21 protein-coding genes are annotated in these 22,389 nt (G+C 37.3%); 19 read left to right on the top strand and 2 right to left on the bottom strand.

Features of this window, described 5'->3' with window-relative positions; all coding sequences use genetic code 11:
• The first annotated feature begins 133 nt into the window (after window positions 1-133).
• The 13 genes from KOLE_RS03940 to KOLE_RS03885 all read left to right on the top strand — a co-directional run bounded on the left by KOLE_RS03940 (window position 134) and on the right by KOLE_RS03885 (window position 12,071).
• Window positions 134-763 (top strand): ATP-binding cassette domain-containing protein, encoded by a 630-nt coding sequence (locus KOLE_RS03940; protein ID WP_015868156.1) that lies wholly within the window; start codon window positions 134-136, stop codon window positions 761-763.
• Window positions 760-1,038, top strand: coding sequence for a hypothetical protein (locus KOLE_RS03935; RefSeq protein ID WP_015868155.1), 279 nt, complete (start codon window positions 760-762; stop codon window positions 1,036-1,038). The genes KOLE_RS03940 and KOLE_RS03935 overlap by 4 nt, the downstream gene beginning before the upstream one ends.
• Window positions 1,032-1,487, top strand: a complete 456-nt coding sequence (locus KOLE_RS11075; RefSeq protein WP_015868154.1) for a hypothetical protein — start codon at window positions 1,032-1,034, stop codon at window positions 1,485-1,487. The genes KOLE_RS03935 and KOLE_RS11075 overlap by 7 nt, the downstream gene beginning before the upstream one ends.
• 6 nt (window positions 1,488-1,493) lie before the next feature.
• Window positions 1,494-2,309: an ABC transporter permease gene (locus tag KOLE_RS03925; RefSeq protein WP_015868153.1), complete on the top strand. Its 816-nt coding sequence runs from the start codon at window positions 1,494-1,496 to the stop codon at window positions 2,307-2,309.
• Between the two features lie 12 nt (window positions 2,310-2,321).
• Window positions 2,322-3,017, top strand: a complete 696-nt coding sequence (locus KOLE_RS03920; protein ID WP_015868152.1) for an ABC transporter ATP-binding protein — start codon at window positions 2,322-2,324, stop codon at window positions 3,015-3,017.
• 367 nt (window positions 3,018-3,384) lie between these two features.
• Window positions 3,385-3,558 (top strand): hypothetical protein, encoded by a 174-nt coding sequence (locus KOLE_RS11635; RefSeq protein ID WP_015868151.1) that lies wholly within the window; start codon window positions 3,385-3,387, stop codon window positions 3,556-3,558.
• A 127-nt stretch (window positions 3,559-3,685) separates the two neighbouring features.
• Entirely contained in the window at window positions 3,686-4,990 is a 1,305-nt protein-coding gene (locus tag KOLE_RS03915; protein ID WP_015868150.1) for a S41 family peptidase, read from the top strand.
• 134 nt (window positions 4,991-5,124) lie between these two features.
• Window positions 5,125-5,289 (top strand): hypothetical protein, encoded by a 165-nt coding sequence (locus KOLE_RS11630; protein WP_015868149.1) that lies wholly within the window; start codon window positions 5,125-5,127, stop codon window positions 5,287-5,289.
• A gap of 125 nt (window positions 5,290-5,414) precedes the next feature.
• The gene (locus KOLE_RS03910) at window positions 5,415-6,698 is read left to right on the top strand and encodes a S41 family peptidase (protein ID WP_015868148.1); all 1,284 of its coding nucleotides are present in this window, start codon (window positions 5,415-5,417) and stop codon (window positions 6,696-6,698) included.
• Between the two features lie 23 nt (window positions 6,699-6,721).
• Window positions 6,722-8,020 (top strand): radical SAM/SPASM domain-containing protein, encoded by a 1,299-nt coding sequence (locus KOLE_RS03905; RefSeq protein WP_015868147.1) that lies wholly within the window; start codon window positions 6,722-6,724, stop codon window positions 8,018-8,020.
• Between the two features lie 140 nt (window positions 8,021-8,160).
• Window positions 8,161-9,495: a radical SAM/SPASM domain-containing protein gene (locus KOLE_RS03900; protein ID WP_015868146.1), complete on the top strand. Its 1,335-nt coding sequence runs from the start codon at window positions 8,161-8,163 to the stop codon at window positions 9,493-9,495.
• A gap of 664 nt (window positions 9,496-10,159) precedes the next feature.
• Window positions 10,160-10,867 carry an ABC transporter ATP-binding protein gene (locus KOLE_RS03895; protein WP_041288873.1) on the top strand — a complete coding sequence of 236 codons (708 nt, stop codon included), beginning with the start codon at window positions 10,160-10,162 and terminating at the stop codon, window positions 10,865-10,867.
• A gap of 83 nt (window positions 10,868-10,950) precedes the next feature.
• A protein-coding gene (locus KOLE_RS03885) for an IS3-like element ISKol7 family transposase (protein ID WP_148207984.1) occupies window positions 10,951-12,071 on the top strand; the annotation gives its coding sequence in 2 pieces (ribosomal slippage) (window positions 10,951-11,203 and window positions 11,203-12,071; 1,122 coding nt in all).
• Window positions 12,072-12,154: 83 nt separating this feature from the next.
• Here the strand turns inward: KOLE_RS03885 and KOLE_RS03880 are convergent.
• Both KOLE_RS03880 and KOLE_RS03875 read right to left on the bottom strand, forming a co-directional pair.
• Complete coding sequence (locus KOLE_RS03880; protein ID WP_015868143.1) at window positions 12,155-13,369, bottom strand: IS256-like element ISKol2 family transposase; 1,215 nt, start codon at window positions 13,367-13,369, stop codon at window positions 12,155-12,157.
• 49 nt (window positions 13,370-13,418) lie between these two features.
• Window positions 13,419-13,916, bottom strand: a complete 498-nt coding sequence (locus KOLE_RS03875; protein ID WP_015868142.1) for a hypothetical protein — start codon at window positions 13,914-13,916, stop codon at window positions 13,419-13,421.
• 156 nt (window positions 13,917-14,072) lie between these two features.
• Here KOLE_RS03875 and KOLE_RS11560 point away from each other — a divergent pair, with 156 nt between their 5' ends.
• The 6 genes from KOLE_RS11560 (at window position 14,073) to KOLE_RS03850 (ending at window position 22,370) form a co-directional block, all read left to right on the top strand.
• On the top strand, window positions 14,073-14,210 hold the full coding sequence (locus KOLE_RS11560; protein ID WP_015868141.1) for a hypothetical protein: 138 nt from the start codon (window positions 14,073-14,075) through the stop codon (window positions 14,208-14,210).
• A 611-nt stretch (window positions 14,211-14,821) separates the two neighbouring features.
• A complete protein-coding gene (locus tag KOLE_RS03870; RefSeq protein ID WP_015868139.1) occupies window positions 14,822-16,219 on the top strand; it encodes a radical SAM/SPASM domain-containing protein in 1,398 nt (465 codons plus the stop codon).
• Window positions 16,216-17,931 carry an ABC transporter ATP-binding protein gene (locus KOLE_RS03865; protein WP_015868138.1) on the top strand — a complete coding sequence of 572 codons (1,716 nt, stop codon included), beginning with the start codon at window positions 16,216-16,218 and terminating at the stop codon, window positions 17,929-17,931. The genes KOLE_RS03870 and KOLE_RS03865 overlap by 4 nt, the downstream gene beginning before the upstream one ends.
• Window positions 17,932-18,069: 138 nt before the next feature.
• Window positions 18,070-19,284 carry a S41 family peptidase gene (locus KOLE_RS03860; protein ID WP_015868137.1) on the top strand — a complete coding sequence of 405 codons (1,215 nt, stop codon included), beginning with the start codon at window positions 18,070-18,072 and terminating at the stop codon, window positions 19,282-19,284.
• Window positions 19,285-19,329: 45 nt separating this feature from the next.
• A complete protein-coding gene (locus tag KOLE_RS03855) occupies window positions 19,330-20,934 on the top strand; it encodes an ABC transporter ATP-binding protein (RefSeq protein ID WP_015868136.1) in 1,605 nt (534 codons plus the stop codon).
• Window positions 20,935-21,068: 134 nt separating this feature from the next.
• On the top strand, window positions 21,069-22,370 hold the full coding sequence (locus KOLE_RS03850; protein WP_015868135.1) for a S41 family peptidase: 1,302 nt from the start codon (window positions 21,069-21,071) through the stop codon (window positions 22,368-22,370).
• Window positions 22,371-22,389 lie beyond the last annotated feature (19 nt).

Here is a 22,389-nt window from a genome sequence, read left to right as displayed (position 1 = left end):
TTTCAAAACATCGAAAACACAAGAAAAAAGCCCTTCTGAAACCCCCATTCCACCTGCATTTCAGAAGGCAAGAAATTTGAAAATCATATAGAAAAATATATACTAGTCTTGAAACGACTTCGGAGGTTAGAAGATGACGGTTGCGTCTATGGAGAATGTATCGTTTTCTTTTGCCAATGGGCCGAAAATATTCGACAACTTCTCGTTGAGCGTGAAAAAGGGTGAATTTGTTTATATAAAAGGTCTAAACGGTTCCGGGAAGAGTACGCTCTTAAAAATCCTTTGTGGATTAATACCTCCAACAACTGGGAATGTTAGCGTTTTTGGAAAAGAACCACATCGTAACCCTGAAATTTTAAAAAGGTTGGGAATAGTGATTGATGGTATGGGATTATACAGAGAACTTAGCTTGAGAGAAAATATATTACTCTTCGCCAGACAAAAAGGTGTAACACCCGAAATGGCAGAAGAAGCACTGAAAAAATATGTAAGAATGTGGAACATAGATTTCAACAGAAAATACAAGAAATCCTCCCATGGCATGAGGAAGATAGCTAAATTAACACTCTCGCTGATAAATGATCCTGAACTTCTGATATGGGATGAGCCAGAACTCGCACTTGATAAAAAGCGCCATGAAACTTTAGTAAATTTACTTCGTGATTATAAAGAAAACGGTAAAACCTGCATAATTGCCGGTACAAATCCAGATATGTATCAAGGCCTCATAGATAGAGTAATAGAAAAAGAGGTGACAATATGAGAATTTTATTCAAGCATAGACACTGGATAGTTATACAGGCGATATACCTGATTATTGGTATTTTAAGCGCGTTAATTTTTAAATCAAACGGAAAAATGTTTGGAGGTATGGCCATAGGTCTGCATTTTATATCCAATACACAGGAATTATTGATACCAATATTATCACTGATGTTGGCAGATCTTGCTTTCAATGTGGAGTATGTGGAAGGTACATTCTTACGCATTTGCTGTGTGGGAAAAGTCGAACAAAGTGGATGTGGAAAAGATTGCTGACTTTCTATCTTTTCATTGTTTTGCAATTTTTTATAGCCTTTGCGCTCATTTCGATAGGTTCAGGAATGGTAACCGGAGATTTCACACTGAAAGGAATAGAAACAGCGGGTCAAAATCCAGAAATAACAAAAGCGCTTGAAGAAGTAAGTTCCAATATCTTGAAAACGATGGTATACGTTGCGCTGGCTGTGCTGATAACGACTTTTCTACCTGGGAAACTGATGATTGGCAGCATTATGTCAGCAGGGATTATATTCATAGCCATGAAACTCACATTCTTTTTGATGCTCAATTTTAAAGACAGCAAATTTTTGAAAGTTCTTGTTGATATGTTCTGGCTTGATGATCCTAAAAAGGCATTGATGTACGGAGCAATGTGGCTTGCGTTATTAACATGGCTATCGATAAAACGAATAAACAAAGTCGCAATAACCAATCACGGGAGTTGATTAAAAGTGAAAGCATTAATATACAAATTTTGCTACTTTTTTAGAAGAGACATAGCGATATGGCTCTCTTACAGGGTACAGCTTGTTCTTGGGTTTCTCAGTGGATTTGTGGGAATAATCCAATTTGGACTTATTGGTAAGTTCATAGCAGGTGGCAATTACTTTCCTATGATAGAAAAATACGGAGGTGATGTCCTTGCTTATTTTATTACAGGTACCGTTTTCATGTCATATACGAACCTTGCTCTTTCCACTTTCAAAGCATCTATCCAGCGTGAGCAATCAATGGGCACGCTGGAATATCTTCTTCTTTCCGAAACACCTTTCTGGGAACTTTTTACCTTCAATTTTCTGAGCTCTTTTATGTTCACAAGTATAAATATTATTATCATGTTCTTTGCCCTTGTGTGGTTATTTTCAGTGCATATAACACCCAATATATTTGCAACTTTCGTGGTGCTGATAGTAACGATGTTTCCTCTTTCCGGTATCGGTCTTTTGAGCGCTGCTATGGTGGTGGTAACAAAGAGAGGTGATCCCATAGGATGGATATACTCAACGACAGCAGGAATATTTTCAGGCATATATTTTCCCGTCGAAATACTGCCAACATGGATAAGACCTGTGTCGTATTTTCTTCCCACTACATTTGGAATGGATTTATCGAGAAAAACGCTAATAAAAGGATACACACTGACTCAGATAAAAGACGGATTGTTAATATTAATAGTCATGGGCATACTTTTACTACCCTTGGGAATAATAGTATTCCAAACCAACCTGCGCAAAGCACAAAAAGAAGGAACTCTTGTATGGTATTGAAGGTGAGATGGAATGCTTGAAGTGCTAGGTGTGAAGAAAAAATACAAAAACGGGATAGAAGCGTTGAAAGGTGTGAGTCTAAAGATAGAAACCGGGAAAAAAGTAGCGATATTTGGAGAGAATGGTGCGGGGAAGACAACGCTACTAAAAATCATTGCCACATTTTTGTTGCCAGATGAGGGGACGGTTACCCTTGAAGGAGTAAATATCATCAAAAACAACAAATATGCAAGGAAAAACATAACCATATCCACTGGAATGGAAAGGAGCTTTTATTACAGATTAACTGTCAAACAAAACCTTGAATTCTTTGGGATGTTGAACGGACTTGTAGGGAAGGAGTTAAAGAAAAAAGTAGAAAAAGTGATAGAAAAGACGGGGCTTGAGGAATACGGAAAAATAAGATACATGGAGTTATCAAAAGGACTGAAGAGAAGGCTGGACATAGCGAGGGCGCTGCTGAAAGAAGCTAAAGTATACATATTTGACGAGCCATGTGCGGGGATAGATATAAAGACGAGAGGTGGAATACACAAGATAGTGAACGAGCTTGGAAAAGAGAAGATAGTCATTTTTGCAACACATGAGATAGAAGATTTGAAGAAAATGGACAGGATAATAGCTATACACAATGGCATAAAAGTGGGCGAACTGCTGGTGCATGAAAATAGAGATTGCGTAGAGAATTTTGTAAAAGGGGTCTGTTAGCAGTTTTTAGTAAATTCCCCAAATAAAGAAAACGTCAATCAAAAATACAATGCAAATCTGTCAAAAGCGAGGATTTTGCTTCTTGAAGAGGGGAGACATGAGGAAAAGATTTCATGGATAATTGGTGAAGCTGATTCTATGCTTGACGAAGCTCTGCGAATTGTTGAAAGGGCATCAGAAGAATGAAAGGGTATGGAGGTGAAGTGAATATGAATCATTACATAAACAGAGAGATTGAATACTATACTACATCGCTTTTGGGTAAGAGTTTCGTGTTTTTCCCTTTGTTTTATTAATTACTAAATATGTGATCGCTTAAGTCAAATGTTTCGGAGGAGAGCAAAAGAAGAAAAGGGGGAGACTGAATATGGATTACAAAATTATTCCACTGAACGGACCGGATAAGCCTAAAACTCTTAGGTGTCCCGTTACCGAGACTCTGTTCGATTGTGGACCTGAAAAGGATGCACCATGTGGAGATACATGTCCACCAGGTATGCTAGATGAATGCGGCAGTCTTGATGTTTGTGATACTCCGTGAAAAGAAAATTTCTCCTAAATGTATTTGGATTAGATTACAAGTGTTTATTTTAAGTGTTCTTTATGACTGAGATTCAATTTAAGAGCTCTCCTCCTATTTTCGTTAATGACAAAAAGGAGGGATTAAAGTGAATAAAGCGAGATACATACTCATAGTGATCCTTTTACTCATTTCCACTTTCACAATAGCCGAAAAGCTTTTTACTCCCGAACAGTTGAGGGAGGATTTAGATTTTCTCGTTTCCAAAATCGTTGAAGAGTATTACAACCCCTGGCTAAAGGTAGATGAAACCGAATTCTGGAATCTTGTCGAAGAGAAAAGAGCTCAATTAGACCATGATATGACATGGTCTGAGTTCTACAAGATAGCTGCTCCATTAGTAGCCACTCTTCACGACCAACATTCTTTCTTGCAACCGCCATCAGATGCGGTAATAAGAGTATTTCCGTTTAGGTTGCATAGGGTAAAAGATAAAGCGGTGGTGATCAATTCAGTCTGCGAACTGCCAGTCGGAGCCATTGTAACAAAGATCAATGGCATTCCGGTTGAGAATATTATCCAGGAACTGGAGATGTATGGAACCTATGAAACTCCAGAGAGTAGACTTAATTTTCTGGTGAATTACTTCATCCAAGCATTGCCTGAGTGGTGGGGAATCGAGGAATTTGAGATTACATATCTTTATAAAAATGAAGAAAAAGTACTGAATTTGGAAGCTACAAGTTCAAAGTATTATAGATGGATTACTCAACCAGTAAGAAAAAGAAGCCCATCATTTGAGTTGCATGGTTCTATTGGAGTTTTGAAAGTTCCGAGTTTTAATAGATCATATAAGAATGAAACAGTAAAGAAAATGGAGGAAGCGATAGATAGCGACATCACCAATCTAATTATTGATGTTAGAAGCAATTCGGGAGGTAGTACAGGAAACGTATTGAGTCTCCTGCAATATTTTGTAGATAAACCAACGAAATTGGCCAAAGGAATCGGGGCGAAATCTTATACAAGGGAAGTAGTTAAATACGCTATTTTAGATTATGGTGTGAATGTGTATCCTGCGAAGAAACAGTTTTCTGGAAAGCTGTGGATTCTAACGGATGAAGATATTTTTTCCGGTACTCTCATATTTCTTGGTTTTTTGGTAAGAGAAGGCATTGGAACGATTCTAGGAGAAAGGTCAAGCGAAACAGCGAATTTTGGGTTTAAACAACAGGAATATTTATTACCAAACACAAACTGTAGCGTAGACTTATCAAAAGCGAGGATTTTGCTTCTTGAAGAGGGGAGACATATAGAGCCGGATATTCCCATAAACCTGAGCCTTGAGGAAAAGATTAAATGGATAATAGGAGAAGCTGATCCCATGCTTGACGAAGCTCTGCGAATTGTCGAAAGGGTATCAGAAGAGCAAAGAAGTATGGAGGTGAAGTAAATATGAATCATTACATAAACAGTGAGATTGAATACTATACTACATCACTTTTAGGTAAGACTTTTGTGTAATATATAGTCCCTTAAATCAAATGTTTTGGAGGAGAGCAAAAAAAGAAAAGGGGGAGACTGAATATGGATTACAGAATTATTCCACTGAACGAACCGGGTAAGCCTAAAACTCTTAGCTGTCCCGTTACCGAGACTCTGTTCGATTGTGGACCTGAAAAGGATGCACCATGTCCTGAGTGCATGATAGAACAAGCGGATTCTCCTCTTTGTGAGCTTCCGCTTCCGTGAAAAGAATATTTCTCCCTAAATGTATTTAGATTACAAGTGGGCACTTTAAGTACTATTTACAACTAAAATTCAGTTTATAAGCTCTCCTCCTATTTTCATCAATGACAAAAAGGAGGAATTAAAAAGTGAATAAAATAATTTGCATACTCATAGGAATTCTTTTGATTGCTTCCACTTTCACAATAGCAGAACAGCTTTTTACTCCCGAGCAATTGAGAGAGGATTTAGATTTTCTCGTCTCCAAAATCGTTGAAGAGTTTTACAATCCCTGGCTCAAGGTAGATGAAGATGTATTCTGGAATCTTGTGGCAGAGAAAAGGGCTCAATTAGACCACGATATGACCTGGTCGGAATTCTACATGATAGCTGCTCCGTTGGTAGCCATTCTTCATGATCAACATTCCATGTTATGCCCTCCAACGGATGCCGAGATCAAGGTTTTCCCCTTCAGATTGCGCAGGGTAAACGGGTATGCCGTGGTAGTTAATTCAATCTGTAAACTGCCAGTTGGTGCCATTGTGACAAAGATCAACGGTATTCCAATTGAGAATATTATTGAAGAGCTGCAAGTGTATGGATCTTCTGAAACTCTTGAAAGCAGCTTAAACTGGCGGGTTAATTACTTCATCCAGGCACTACCAGAATGGTGGGGAATCGAGGAATTCGAGATCACCTATCTTCGCAGAGATGGGAAAAAAACACTGAAGATTGAATCTGCATCTTCAAAAGACTATAAATGGGTCCCCCAACCGGTAAGAAAAAGAAGCCCATCATTTGAACTACATGGTTCTATCGGGGTATTGAAAATCCCAAGTTTTAATGGGTCATTTCGACAAGAAATAATAGACAGGATGGAAGAAGCTCTGGATAGCTACATTACTGATCTGATTATAGACGTTAGAAGCAATCCGGGAGGTGATCTAGAGCCTGTGATAAGCCTGATGGAATATCTTGTAGATAAACCAACTGAGTTAACCATAGGAATCGGATCAAAATCCCACACCAGGGAGGGAACCAAATACATTGTTTCAAAGTACAACATATACATCTATCCAGCTGAAAAGCATTTTTCTGGAAGAGTGTGGATTTTGACAGATGAGAATGTTTTCTCTGCAAGTCTCAGATTCCTTAGTTATACATTGAAAGCTGATATCGGAACGATTCTTGGGGAACGGTCCAGTGAAACAGCTAACTTCGGTTCGAATCGAAAAGGATACTTACTACCAAACACAAAATGCATCGCAAATCTGTCAAAAACGAGGATCTTGCTTCTTGAAGAGGGAAGACATATAGAGCCGGATATTCCCATAAACCTGAGCCTTGATGAAAAGATCTCATGGATAATTGGAGAAGCTGATCCCATGATTGACGAAGCTCTGCGAATTGTTGAAAGGGCATCAGAAGAATGAAAGGGTATGGAGGTGAAGTGAATATGAATCATTACGTAAACAGAGAGATTGAATATTATACTACATCACTTTTGGGTAAGAATTTCGTGTTTTTTCCTGAAACGATTTCTCTATTAGAGATAGATAATAAGTTATTTGAGTTACTGAAAAAGGGTGAAACTTACCAGAACATCGTTCTTCCAAAAGAGGTACTCGAAATTTTCGAACAATATGGTAGGTTGAATAAAACAAAAAGTGAAGAAACTAAGTTAAAACAAGTAACACATTTTCGAGGTTTAACCTTAGATGTAACACAAGAGTGTAACATGAGATGTGCTTATTGTTATGAAAATTCGAAAGAGTTTGACCGATTATCTCGTATGGATTCTGAAACAGCAAAAAAAGCAATTATTAAATTATTGAAGCCAGACATGGATAATCAAAGAAGAAGACTGACATTCTTTGGTGGGGAGCCTTTGCTAAATTTCGATTTGATAGAGATGATAGTATCATATGTAGAAAAAATGTGGCCAGATCGATTTTCCTTTGGTATAACAACAAATGCTACTTTGATAGATACAAAAATTGCAGATTTTCTTACTAAGAAAAAATTCAGTGTTTTAGTTAGTCTTGATGGCCTAGAGAGAACCCAGAATATCTTACGTCCTCTAAAAGACTCAGAGAACAGTTTTATCAAAACGATTCATGGTATAAAACTGTTGAACGAAAAGGGGCTAAAACCGTCAATAAGATGTACTTCAACATCTGTGAATTCAGATTTATCGAATTTTGCAGAAGTCTTCAAAGAACTATCTATTAGGAAACTCTATGTTGCCGTTGTTAGCACCAGTAATGAACACATGATTCCCGAAAGCTTCGAATTAACTTCCAGCTATCAAAAACTCTATGAGTATTTTAGACACAAGAATGGTACTTTTCTTGGATTGGTGTCAAGCACAGCTAAGAAAATTGAATCAAAAGAATTCTCCGCAAATTGCACTGCGGGGCGTACGATGGTTACTCTGGCTAGTAATGGTGATGTGTATATTTGCCATAGAAAGGTCGGTGTATCTAGCTTCTTCATTGGAAATGTCATCTCAAATACATTTGAGGAGATAGTACTAACATCTAAGTCAAAGTTGAATAAATTGAGTTCAAAAATAGAAGAATGCAAGAACTGTTGGGCTCGTAATTTATGTTCTGGTATTTGCATGGCTACTATCGGACTACCTGAAAAGCATTTTCGTGTTTACTGTGAGTTTGTGAAAAAAGCGATCGAATTGTCATTTGTTGAGGTAGCGCGAAAAAAATCGAACTCTGTTCCCACCACAACAGGGAGTTAGCTTTGGAAGATCAAGGCCTATTTCTTGATTCTTTCATTCAATACTATCGAGTAGTGTACTTTGAAAATTGTTAATTTTTAATGCCCATATGATGCTTTTCTGCCCCTAACGTAGATTAGCAAAAGTGAGGTGTAAGGGTGATGCATGAAAGTCATTACAACTTAGTAATGAAAGTAGACACAGACGCTTTTTTGCTTTTCAATTCGTTATCCGGTTCAGCTGACTTAGTAGATTCAGCGGTTGTAAAAGTCCTTAGAGGGCAACTAATTAACGATAGAGTCGAAAAATACTTAATATCAAGAGGTTATCTTACCAGCAAGACAATAATTGAAGAGAAAAGTGATATGAAACGTTTCTTCACAGAAGTTTGCCAAACTTTATTTAAGAACAAAGAATATGGTTTTGTAATTACATATAAATGCAATTTAGCTTGTCCCTACTGTTTTGAGGCTTCTGTGAAAGAGGGTATTGTGGGTAAAAGAACTACTGTCATAGATGATCGGAGAATAGAAAAAGCTTTCGAGGTCATTGACTTTTTTGATGATCTTGGAGATAATAAAAAGATTTCTATTAAGTTGTATGGCGGAGAACCTTTAATGCCAGAAAATAGAAGAGCTGTTGAATATATAATAAAAAACGCAATAACAAGAGATAGAAAAATTGCAGTTATTACAAATGGTATCTATCTTAACGAGTATATAGATTATCTGGCAAAATACAAAGACAGAATAGATTTTGTCCAGGTGAGTTTGGATGGTCCAAAAAATGAACATGATAAAAGACGGGTCAGTATTTCCGGAAATGGAACTTTCGATAGAATTATTCATAATATCGAGTTAGTGTTACTCAAAGGCATAAAAACATCGATCCGAATCCTTGTGGATTCAGAAAACGAACATACTATTCCAGAACTGATAAAATTCCTAAAATACCATAATTGGCCGAATCAAGACAAATTATCTTGTTTTTTTGCATCCACGTCGGCCCCTAATAGCAACACGTTACATAACTATTCGAAGGTAGCAATTTGGAAGAAGATCTGTCAGTATTATGAAAAAGGTTTATTAAACGAAATATTTAGCGAACCAATAGTCTATCCTTTTAAGGATTTGTTCATAAACAAAGTATGGAGTCCTCGTTTCTTCGCATGTAATGCGCATACGGGGCTTATGATTTTTGATCCTTACGGAATGATTTATCCCTGCTGGAAAGCTGTGGGGCAATCTGAACTTTCCATCGGAAGATTTTATCCCTCATTTAAACTAAATAAAGCAAGCAAAAGGTGGAAATCGAGATCTGTTTTTATGTTGAAGAAATGTGCTGGCTGTGAATTCTCAGCGATTTGTGGTGGAGGTTGTGCCTATTCTGCATACGTAAAGCATGGCACAATTCTAGAAGGCTCATGCGAAGAAATGGAGGTTATTAAGAATGTTTACTTGCCATTTGCCTACCAAAGATATCTTAAAAAATCGTGACTGTATGATTTGCATTAAAGATAACTAATATGAGTCTCAACTTATGCACTTCGAGTTAACAAGACGAATAAAGGAAAAACTGAACTCTGGTTCTATTATAGAAAATTCGAGGTGATTTGAAGGGAATTCTACTGAAATATTGAAGCTATTCATTAGAAAGGATTAGCAGATTTCCTTCGGCCTTCAAACATGAAGCAAAAACAAAGCAAATGAAAGTTTATGATAGACAATGAAATCAAATTATAAAAAATCCAGAAGAACTTATGACAGTCAAATTCCAAACTTGAAAATCCCGACAACGATCAAGATTCACAGATAATTTCTGGATTATTACCTGATCAACAGTTGGAAATGTTTGGAAAAATTTTTTATATCTCCTGATGCGTTAGAGGTGGATTTTTTCAAAACATCGAAAACGCAAGAAAAAAGTTCTTCTGAAACCCCTAGCTCACCTGCATTTCAGAAGGCAAGAAATATGAAAATCATATAGAAAAATATATACTAGTCTTGAAACGACTTCGGAGGTTAGAAAAATCGGAAGTTTTTGTTTAGAAAAGCGTGGGTCACTTATTTTAAGGTCAAAAGAGATATTTGAAGATTCATGGGGTTATATAAATCTGCTTGATTCTTTTTCTCAGTTTTTTGGAGGGAATTATAATTGCGTATGGAAAAAACAGTTGAAAGAATCGAAAAAATTATTTCCATTGAGTCTATTTCCAAAGAAATAAAGGGTAGAAATATCCTAAAAAACGTTTCTTTTGATATATTACGCGGAGAAATCCTAGCACTTGTTGGCCCAAATGGTGCGGGAAAAACGACTACCGTTCGTTGCTTATCGGGGATTTTCAATATTGATTCCGGTGTGATAAATAAAATGGAGGGTTTAGATATCTCTGTAATGCCGGAGAAAGATTTTTTCTGGGAAAAATACACAGGATGGAAGAACATAAAAATATGTTTTGACTATTTCAAAGGAATTTTAACTAGGGAAAAGATTGAGTACTACATAAACATGTTAGGCCTTTCAGGATTTCTAACAAAAAAAGTCTACACTTATTCAAAAGGTACAAAGAGAAAATTATCTTTTGTCCTGGCGCTTTTGAGTGACCCAGATCTTCTGATTCTTGACGAACCTATGAGTGGTCTTGATCCCCTTTCAAGGAAAAACATGAGAAATCTGATTCTTGAGTTGAACGAAGATGGTAAGAGTATTTTACTAACATCTCACGATTTGGCAGAAGTTGAGAAACTTGCGGACAGAGTAATCGTGATGAAAGATGGAAAGATATTGGTCGATAATTTGATAAACGATACCCTATCAAAATATAAAAGTCTTGAAGATCTGTTCTTTGATATAGTGGGGAGGAATTAGTATGGGAAAGATTATACTGCACCCCTGAAGAATTGGACAGGTAAAAAGTAGAGAGATAAAATAAAGGCAAGGGGGTGCAGTTAATGGCAAAGAAACTCTCGGCAGAAGAAAAGATGGCAATAATTCTGGAAGGGCTTCGTCGAGAAAAGAGCGTTTCTCAAATCTGCAGAGAACATGGAATTTCACAAGCTCAGTATTACAAATGGCGTGACAGGTTTCTCGAAGGAGCCAAAGAAGGCTTGGAAAACGGGAAGAAATCCAGGGTAAAGCAGCTCGAAGAAAAAATCGAAGAACTCGAGAAGGTAATTGGGAAACAGACCATCGTCATTGAGACCTTAAAAAAAACAGTAGTGCATCCAGGCAACGGGAAATAGTGACATTGCTCCTTAATGAGGGATTTAGCGTTTCAGAAGCGCTGAGGTATTTGAAAATCAGCCGGAGCACGTATTACTACAAGCCCAGGGAATACAGTCGAAGAACGAATGATGAAGAAATACTCAAAGAAATAGAAGAACTCAAACGAGAACACCCTTACTGGGGATATCGTCGAATCTGGGCGATGTTGAGGAAAAAGGGCAACAAGCTCAACCGAAAGAGAGTATACCGGATAATGAAAGAGAATGGATTGCTGTTCAAAGTTGAGCACAAAAAAGCTTGTAGAACCATTCAAAAAAAGATAAAGCCAACCAGGCCCAGAGAGGTGCTTGGGATCGACATGACAAAAGTATTCACAAGAGATGCTGGTTGGGCATATTACATAGCAGTGATAGATTGGTACACAAGAGAAATCCTTGGATCGGAAATAAGTCTCAGGTGTAGGACGGAAGAATGGTTGAAAGCGTTGGACAGAGCCTTAAATGAGGGGTATCCCGAAGGTGTGCGGGGCGAAGAAGTAATACTGGTGAGCGATAACGGCAGCCAACCGACAAGCACGAAGTTTCTGAAAGAATGTGCTGTACTGGGGATAAAACAGATATTCACGAGCTACAACAACCCAAAAGGTAATGCCAACACGGAAAGGTATTTCAGAACATACAAAGAAGAAGTTGCATGGGTACTGGACAATCCGAGTTACGAAGAGCTAATCGAAAAGACCAAAACTTTTGAAACGTTTTACAATGAAGAATATCCACACAGTGCACTAGGTTACAAGAGTCCCAAAGAGGTATTCGAAGAATCCGTGAGTCTACACAAAATTGCTTGATTTTTTGTCCAGTTTTTCGGGGTGCATTACAGAGTTTTCGGGCATGTCACATATTTTGTGTAAACTCCAAACTCCGGAAAAGATCAGACATAGGATTTCACCCAATCAAATTCTATCATCAAAGTGGCAAGGATTTTATCCCATTCGTTTATTCTCACGGTCCATTTTCTGGTTATGTTGTTAATGGCGAGATATGCAAGTTTCATGAGAGCCATATCATTGGGGAAAACACCTCTGTTCTTTGTTACCTTCCTGAGTTGGCTGTTCAGGGATTCTATGGGATTTGTCGTGTAAATCAATTTTCTAATTTCTTTGGGATATTCGAAATAGGTCGTGAGGGCTTCCCAGTTATCTTTCCAGCTTTTAATGCTGAATGGATACTTTTCTCCCCATTTCTCTTCAAAGGCCATAAGAGCATTCCATGCTGCTTCTTTTGTATCCGCTGTGTATACCGATTTCAGATCAGCAGCGAATTTCTTTTTGTCTTTCCAGGATACAAATTTCATGGAATATCTTATCTGGTGTACTACGCATCTCTGGATTTTAGCCTGGGGATATACCGCTTCTATTGCCTCTTCCATTCCCTTTAATCCATCTATTGAAAAGAACATTACACCTTTAACTCCTCGGTTTTTCAGTTCATTTAGCACACCAAGCCAGTATTTTGAACCTTCACTCTGAGCTATCCACATTCCTAGGACATCTTTCATTCCTTCCAGATTTACCCCAAAGGCTATATACAAAGCCTTGTTTCTTATCTGGTTGTTCTCAGAAACTTTGAAAAAGATAGCGTCCATGTAGATTATGGTATATACCTCTTCAAGGGGTCTGTTTCTCCATTCGGAAACAATAGGGATTATCTTGTCTGTTATCCTGCTTATACTTTCAATTGACAGTTCAGAACCGTATATGTCCTTAAGATGTGCCTGTATGTCCCTGTATGTCATTCCCCGGGCATACATAGACAATATCTGGTCCTCTATGGAAGCTATGCTTCGCTGGTGCTTTTTAACCACTATTGGTTCGAATTCACCTTTGCGATCCCTGGGAATCGAAAGTTCTATTTTACCGTAAGAGCTGTTCACTGTCTTTTTCGAATAACCGTTTCGTGAGTTATCCGTTTCTTTGTTTCTGTAGTCATGCTTAGAATAACCAAGTTCTTCTTCAAGTTCCGCTTCCAACATCTCTTTAATGATGTCTCCAAATAATTCCTTTACTAGATTTTCCGCGTCTTTTGTCGTTTTTAATTTCCTTTCTCGTACCAATCTCTTCATTGCTTCTCTGTCGAAGTTTCCCACTGTTCTCCCTCCTTAGCTTTTTGTTATTTTCTCATATTTCGGAGGGAGTTTACACAAAATTACTAACAGACCCGAGTTTTCCTTCTTCAGCGAGTCTTCGCGCATAACCAAGATGATGAAAAGTGATGGCAGATAATATCTTTTTATCCCCCCAAATTCTTGTTTTTCTCTTCAATTTCACTGTTCCCCATCTCGCTTCTACGTTTAAAATAACTGCTTCTATTTCTTCTCGTGTCCTTCCGCTTATTTTATTCAAATTGCTTTTTAGAAATTGGTAAAGCTTTTCATCTTTGTTCCCGAGACTTGCCTTACACGACAGCTCCCTTGCAAAAAGCATATAGCGCATGCTGCTATTTCCACAAAGATCAAGTGCCTTATGGGTGTAATAAAGCGCTTTGTTATAGTCACCTTTCCACGTATGTACAAAAGAAAGCGCAGTGTACCTTATATTATCTGACAAATTGGAATTGATGACTTTAATTATTAAAGGTTTTGCAAATGCACCATATCTGAATACAGGCATGAACAATTCGGGCAGTTTCTTCACTTTTCCAACCCCTTGTTTCAGTTATAACGGAAAAATGCGAATGTAACGATTTCAAGCAATTTTAGGCTCTGAAACTTACTACAGAAGCGAATTACAGAATTTAAAAATTTGAAAAATCACATAGAATGTATTATTCTGCAAATAAGGGGGGAAATAATGAAAAAATCCATAAAGATTTTGCTGATATTAATAATGTTGTTCTTAACAGTAACAATAGCGTTTGCTGATGAAACAGATGCAAATGCTAACACAGAAAACACAAATCCTGTGATAACCCAGCATGCCGACAACTGACTCATTCTCATTCTATCACAACCGGCCATGGACAAAACTCGCAGAATTGCACAAAAAGGCTAAAGTGAAATAGGCTGTAACAAGAAAACAGCTAAAGTGGGGCAGTGCGGGAAACATATACAAAAGTTCTTTGATTTCCAAACTTGAAAATCTCAGCAGCCCACCGCTCACACATGGATACAATACTACAAAAACTGAGTGAAAGCACTGTCGAAAGATTGAAAACGGTGTCACCAAGCTGCGTTATAAAGAAGTTGCTAAAGCTTGAGCTGTGAGGAGATATCGAGAGCAGAAATATTGGCAAAGAGGCAATTAACTCCCGTGAGGGGGTACTAGAAAGTTAACGTGAAGGGAGGTGTAAGATTATGAAAAAAGTACTAATACCTGTTGAAACGGACGTAACCACAAGCTCTGGATGCAGGGGGTATGCAATCTGCGGAAGTTGTAAAGATGGTAAACTCACCCCGTAAGTTCTAGCGTAAATCATTCTCTCCCGCCACATTGTTTATGCAATGTGGCGGGTTTTTGAATTCATATACTAAATTCAAAAGTTTAAATAAAAGACAAATCTTAGTTTTTGACTCATCAAATATAAAGAGGAGGATGGAAAAATGGGAAATTACCACTTCATAGTTAATAATCTACCAACTATAAAAAGAGAATTTTATCTTTTTTCAACTACCAGCAATGAAACTATACTATGGCACAAGCCCACGTTATCTATATACACTTTAGACGAAACAAACACAAAATTCTTCAAGCTACTTCTAAAAAATAACACGGAGGAAATAAACGAAATCCTAACTGTGCTTCCTAATTCCGAAAATACTATTAACCAATTAAAGCAGCTTCTTTCAATAAAAACAGTAACTAAAAACCATGTGGAAAGATTGGCTCTTTTAGTATCACAAGAGTGCCCTCTCAAATGTGTTTATTGCTACGCAAATGGTGGAACATATGGTGAAGGCGGATTAATGAATATTTCGACATTAGAAAATACATTGACAGTTTTCTATAATTTATACGGTTATATTGAAACTATTCAGCTTTTTGGTGGTGAGCCACTGTTAAATCTCAAAGCAATTAAAAAATTAATAGAGACTTTGAAAATATTGACAAACGAAAAAAAGATTTCAGCATCACCAAAAATTAGCCTTGAAACAGGATTGGGTGTTTCCCAGAAAAATGTAGAGGAGCTGGTGAAGTTAATCAAAGATAACAGTTCACTATTTGAATTTGAAATAGTTGTAAGTCTTGACGGGCCTGAAATAATTCAAAACACTTTACGACCATTTAAAGACGGAAGTCCTTCATATAACAGAGTTATTGAAAATCTTGACATCCTGAGGAATATCTACCAACCAAAGGCGATTGAAGTAACTTACACGAAAAAACATTTGGAGTTTGGATTTTCTCGTGAGGATTTAAAGAATTTTTTTGCTCAGAAACTAGGAATAACAAGTCTTATGATTGTACCCGTTATATCAAATCATCCTGACCTATTAATAGGAACTGATTTGTTTACAAATAGCGTTATCGACATTCTTAAGTTAATAGAAAAATTAAAAACATCACGTAAATTTGAAAACCAAGACGAAATTTCTAAAAGAATAAAAGTATATTTGAGTAACATATTTAATTCAAATCCAACAGAATATTTTTGTGGAGCTGGCATAACAAGTTTTGCTGTCTCAGCCCAAGGTGATATTTACCCATGCCAACTTGTTGTTGGAAAGAACAAATTTAAAATTGCCAACGTCAACGATGATTTAAGTGAAGTTTCTAAAAAATTGGAAGTCATGAAAGAAAAATATAAGGTTTTAAATTCAAAAAGTAACGATACAATGTGCAAAGAATGCTTTTTAGAATATCTCTGTGAAGGCTGTGTTTTTGAAGAGCATGTTTTAGGAAAATCTAGTGATGCAACTATTCCACACGAGTACTGCAAAATAAAAATGGAAATTGTCAAGAAAATTTTTGATGAAAAGGTTTGGGAGTGGTTATATTGAGAATTCTTACACGTGATCCTGAAGTTCACGAACTTCTAAACTACGCAAAACGGTACACAAAATATCAGAAATTGATTTTCGTGTTTGCACCAATTCTGCTCTTCGTAGGGATTTTAAGCCCATTTCTTATAAGATATCTATTTGATAATATAATAGCAAAGGCTGACTTCTCCAAACTGCCGGTATTCGTACTCTTGTTTATAGGTATCAAAGGGCTCGAAAGGTTGCTTTCTGTTGTTGTGAACTACAACATCTTTAAGTGCGGTAACCAGATAACACACGATGAGCAGGTATCGTTTCTAAAAAAAGTTTTGCGATCTCCTGTAGAAAGCCTTGCCAAAAAGAGCACAGGTGACATGATCTCAAGAGCAACTTCGGATATCCCCCAACTTTCTAGAACAATAAGTTCTGTTATCCCAATTATCGTGTTGAATATCATAGAATTGATACTTTTTGGTGGGGTATTAATTTACTTCAGCTGGCAATTGGCGCTTGTTGTATTCGCAACCATTCCTTTTTATAACTTCTCTGTGAACATTTTTAACAAGAAACTAAAAAAATTCTCCACCCTCGAACGCGAAAAAAACAGCCAGGTTATCGAGAGTTTTAGAGAGAAAATAGATGGAACCGCTACAATAAAAAATCTCGTTAAGAACGAATATTTCGCTGAAAAATTTGATGAAAAGGTGAAAGAGTGGCTTAAGGTGAGCAACAAGTATCAACTTGTCACACAGACCATAGAGGATTTTGTAACATTTATAAGAGGGATAAGTCCCGTTCTCGTTTTGAGTTTCGGTGGTTTTCTTGTGATGAAAGGGACTATCACACTCGGTACGTTGATAGGTTTCTACGATTTCATGAACTGGATATATGAACCCATAAGGGTTCTGAGTCACTTTCTCATCTCCCTAAAGAGTGCGACTCCCGTTTTCAGAAGAATTCGTGAAATTCACGAAATGGACGAGGAGAAGAGCGGAGAAAAGATATTTGAAGGTGTAAACAAGATCGAATACAAAGAAGTATGCTTTTCGTATGACAATGAGCCTGTTTTGAATGGAATTAACTTGAAAATAAACTCAAACGAGCGTGTCGCAATCGTGGGAACAAGTGGTGCAGGAAAAAGTACGTTAATTACCCTTCTTCCCAGGTACTTTGATCCAGAAAAGGGAAACGTAATGATAAACGGTGAAGATTTAAGAAGGTACGTGTTAAACAAACTTAGAAAGAAAGTGATTGTGGTACACCAAAATGATTTCCTCTTCAATATGAGTATACGAGAAAATATAGTCCTTGATGATAACTTCAGTGAAGAAGAATTTAGAGAAGCCATCAAAATTGCATGTGTGGATAAATTCATCGACAAACTTGAGAACGGATACGACACTATTGTAGGAGAGAGAGGTTCAAAGTTATCCGATGGTCAAAGGCAGCGGGTTGCAATAGCACGTGCGGTTATCAGAAATCCAAAGGTACTCGTACTTGATGAAGCTACCTCCGGTGTTGATTCACAGACAGAAGAGGAAATATTCAACAACCTGAAGAAGCTGAATATGACGATTATCATCATTTCCCACAGATTATCGACAATAAGGAAGGCAGATAGGGTGGTTGTATTGGACAAAGGAAGAGTGGTTGAAGAGGGCACACACGAGGAATTGGTGAAAAAAGGTTTGATGTACAAGAAAATCCTGGAAAGCCAACTGATGGCGTGATAATAGTAAGCAATACAATATTACAAGTTCAATTTCCTAGGAGGAGATTGCGGTGAATAAAACTCGCTATATACTCATAGGAATCCTTTTGATTGCTTCACTTTCATAATAGCCGAACAGCTTTTTACTCCCGAGCAGTTGAGAGAGGACTTAGATTTTCTTGTCTCCAAAATCGTTGCAGAGTTTTACAATCCATGGCTAAAGGTAGATGAAGATGTATTCTGGAATCTTGTGGCAGAGAAAAGGGCTCAATTAGACCACGATATGACCTGGTCGGAATTCTACATGATAGCTGCTCCGTTAATAGCCATTCTTCACGACCAGCATTCCTTTTTGCATCCTCCATCAGATGCAGTAATCAGAGTATTTCCATTTAGGTTGCACAATGTGAAAGATAAAGCGGTGGTGATCAATTCAGTCTGCGAACTGCCAGTCGGAGCCATTGTAACAAAGATCAATGGCATTCCGGTTGAGAATATTATCCAGGAACTGGAGATGTATGGAACCTATGAAACTCCAGAGAGTAGACTTAATTTTCTGGTGAATTACTTCATCCAAGCATTGCCTGAGTGGTGGGGAATCGAGGAATTTGAGATTACATATCTTTATAAAAATGAAGAAAAAGTACTGAATTTGGAAGCTACAAGTTCAAAGTATTATAGATGGATTACTCAACCAGTAAGAAAAAGAAGCCCATCATTTGAGTTGCATGGTTCTATTGGAGTTTTGAAAGTTCCGAGTTTTAATAGATCATATAAGAATGAAACAGTAAAGAAAATGGAGGAAGCGATAGATAGCGACATCACCAATCTAATTATTGATGTTAGAAGCAATTCGGGAGGTAGTACAGGAAACGTATTGAGTCTCCTGCAATATTTTGTAGATAAACCAACGAAATTGGCCAAAGGAATCGGGGCGAAATCTTATACAAGGGAAGTAGTTAAATACGCTATTTTAGATTATGGTGTGAATGTGTATCCTGCGAAGAAACAGTTTTCTGGAAAGCTGTGGATTCTAACGGATGAAGATATTTTTTCCGGTACTCTCATATTTCTTGGTTTTTTGGTAAGAGAAGGCATTGGAACGATTCTAGGAGAAAGGTCAAGCGAAACAGCGAATTTTGGGTTTAAACAACAGGAATATTTATTACCAAACACAAACTGTAGCGTAGACTTATCAAAAGCGAGGATTTTGCTTCTTGAAGAGGGAAGACATATAGAGCCGGATATTCCCATAAACCTGAGCCTTGAGGAAAAGATTAAATGGATAATAGGAGAAGCTGATCCCATGCTTGATAAAGCGCTTAAGATTGTCAAAGAGGTTCAAAAAGGGGGTTATTCCTCGTCCGAATAATCCGGGATAGATAATTAGTAGTCTTTAGTGAAAAGGAGCAAACCAATGAGAGAAGTTCTGGCTTTCTTTTATAAATACATTAACAAATGGGAAGCTTTATTATATTTTCTATTCAGCATATCCCAAAAAGTTTGCCTGATAATTATCCCCATTTTATCTAAAAAATTGATCGATACAGCAAACACACATGGTGATATAAATGAGTTAAACAGGTATGGGATTTATTTAGCTATCACGTTTCTGGCATTCATCGTATTTCTTTCCCTTAGATATTATTTCCAAAATACTATTGAGGTGAAGGTTCTCAACAAATTACGGATGGAGTTATTTAAGAAGATAAACCACATACCTTATCTTGACTTGATAGAAAGGGATTCCGGTTATTTTATACAACGGATGAATAATGATGTTGGTAGGGTACGAAGTTTAATTGTAGAGGATTTTACGACGTTTGCCATAAACATCTTCTTTATAACCGCTATATTGTTTATAATGCTCAAATTGAATTTGTTATTAACCCTTTTGCTGGTACTCTTGTTTCCTATATTTGTTCTGTTTTCCAAACTTGTCATTCCAAAAATACAGAGTTTAAGTCAAAAGATTCTAGAAAACGAAGAGATAATAAACAGTCAGGTGGAAGAGCTACTCAATAATAATTATGCTGTTAGAGCTGGAAATCATCAAAGCTTCTTCGAAACGGAATTTCTTCACACACTCGATAGCTATTACACCACACAAATAAAAGAGGTGAAGTACGAAATTCTTTATGATTTCATACTTGTGGTTGGAGTTATGAATGCAGCTCACCTTTTAATTTATTGGCTGGGAGCAAACTACGTTTTTAGCGAAAAAATAACCATCGGTACTTTGTTAGCTTTTACCCTGTATTTTTCAAGATTGTGGAGTCCTGTCGAGTATTTTATGGGTTTTCAGAAAAGGTTCAAACAAAAGACGGTCTCTTTGAATAGGATTAGATCATTTCTAAGTTTGAAAGAGGAAGATAGCGGTTCTATTGATAAATTATTAGATGATTTTGAGGAATTAACAATAAAAGATGCCTGCCTATCATTCGGAAACAAAAAGATCTTTAGCAACCTGAATCTCTCAATTAAAAAGGGAGAAAAAATAGGCGTAATCGGTGAGAACGGAGCAGGAAAATCTACACTGGCCAATGTTTTGGTGAAGTTAATACAATTGGATAGCGGAAGAATTTACTACAACCAAATCGATTATAAGAATATCGATAATAAAGTTTTGCGTAAAAAGATCGTTCTGATATCCCAGCATCCATATGTTTTTGGAAATCTTGAAAAAGATTTAATTCTTCAAAACACAACCATGCCTAACAACCTCGCAGAATTCATAAATGAAAAATTAGGCAAGAAAATATACTCGAAAGGCTCCAATCTATCTGGTGGTGAGAAGAAATTAATAAATCTTTGGCGATCGCTTAATAATGAAGGTGAAGTGTTTATTTTAGACGAACCCCTCGCTTTTGTGGACAAAGATAAAAGAGAGATCGTAATAAAACTCATAAAGGAATACCTTAAGAAAAAAACATGTATCGTAATCAGCCATGAAAAAGAAATATTGGACTTTTGCGACAAAGTATACAAGCTTGAGAATGGAAAATTACACCTGAAAAATTGAACAAGCAAACATTAGAGTTGTTTCAGCCTTACCGTGAAAAACACACTCATGTCATTACAAGCTTTGATATATAAGTGTGAAATCCAAAGTATTGAAAAAAGTTTCAGCTAATATTATATGAGGTGGAGATTGCGGTGAATAAAACTCGCTGTATACTCATAGGAGTCCTTTTACTCATCTCCACTTTCACAATAGCCGAACAGCTTTTTACTCCCGAGCAGTTGAGAGAGGACTTAGATTTTCTTGTCTCCAAAATCGTTGCAGAGTTTTACAATCCATGGCTAAAGGTAGATGAAGATGTATTCTGGAATCTTGTGGCAGAGAAAAGGGCTCAATTAGACCACGATATGACCTGGTCGGAATTCTACATGATAGCTGCTCCGTTAATAGCCATTCTTCATGATCAACATTCCATGTTATGCCCTCCTACGGATGCCGAGATCAAGGTTTTCCCCTTCAGATTGCGCAGGGTAAACGGGTATGCCGTGGTAGTTAATTCAATCTGTAAACTGCCAGTCGGAGCCATTGTGACAAAGATCAACGGTATTCCAATTGAGAATATTATTGAAGAGCTGCAAGTGTATGGATCTTCTGAAACTCTTGAAAGCAGCTTAAACTGGCGGGTTAATTACTTCATCCAGGCACTACCAGAATGGTGGGGAATCGAGGAATTCGAGATCACCTATCTTCGCAGAGATGGGAAAAAAACACTGAAGATTGAATCTGCATCTTCAAAAGACTATAAATGGGTCCCCCAACCGGTAAGAAAAAGAAGCCCATCATTTGAACTACATGGTTCTATCGGGGTATTGAAAATCCCAAGTTTTAATGGGTCATTTCGACAAGAAATAATAGACAGGATGGAAGAAGCTCTGGATAGCTACATTACTGATCTGATTATAGACGTTAGAAGCAATCCGGGAGGTGATCTAGAGCCTGTGATAAGCCTGATGGAATATCTTGTAGATAAACCAACTGAGTTAACCATAGGAATCGGATCAAAATCCCACACCAGGGAGGGAACCAAATACATTGTTTCAAAGTACAACATATACATCTATCCAGCTGAAAAGCATTTTTCTGGAAGAGTGTGGATTTTGACAGATGAGAATGTTTTCTCTGCAAGTCTCAGATTCCTTAGTTATACATTGAAAGCTGATATCGGAACGATTCTTGGGGAACGGTCCAGTGAAACAGCTAACTTCGGTTCGAATCGAAAAGGATACTTACTACCAAACACAAAATGCATCGCAAATCTGTCAAAAGCGAGGATTTTGCTTCTTGAAGAGGGGAGACATATAGAGCCAGATATTCCCATAAACCTGAGCCTTGAGGAAAAGATTTCATGGATAATTGGTGAAGCTGATCCTATGCTTGATAAAGCCCTTAAGATTGTCAAAGAGGCTCAAAAAGGGGGTTATTCCTCGTCCGAATAATCCGGGATTATCTTCGGGA

The organism is Kosmotoga olearia TBF 19.5.1 (assembly GCF_000023325.1).
Lineage (GTDB): Bacteria > Thermotogota > Thermotogae > Petrotogales > Kosmotogaceae > Kosmotoga > Kosmotoga olearia.
This window is presented reverse-complemented; position numbering and strand designations above follow the sequence as displayed.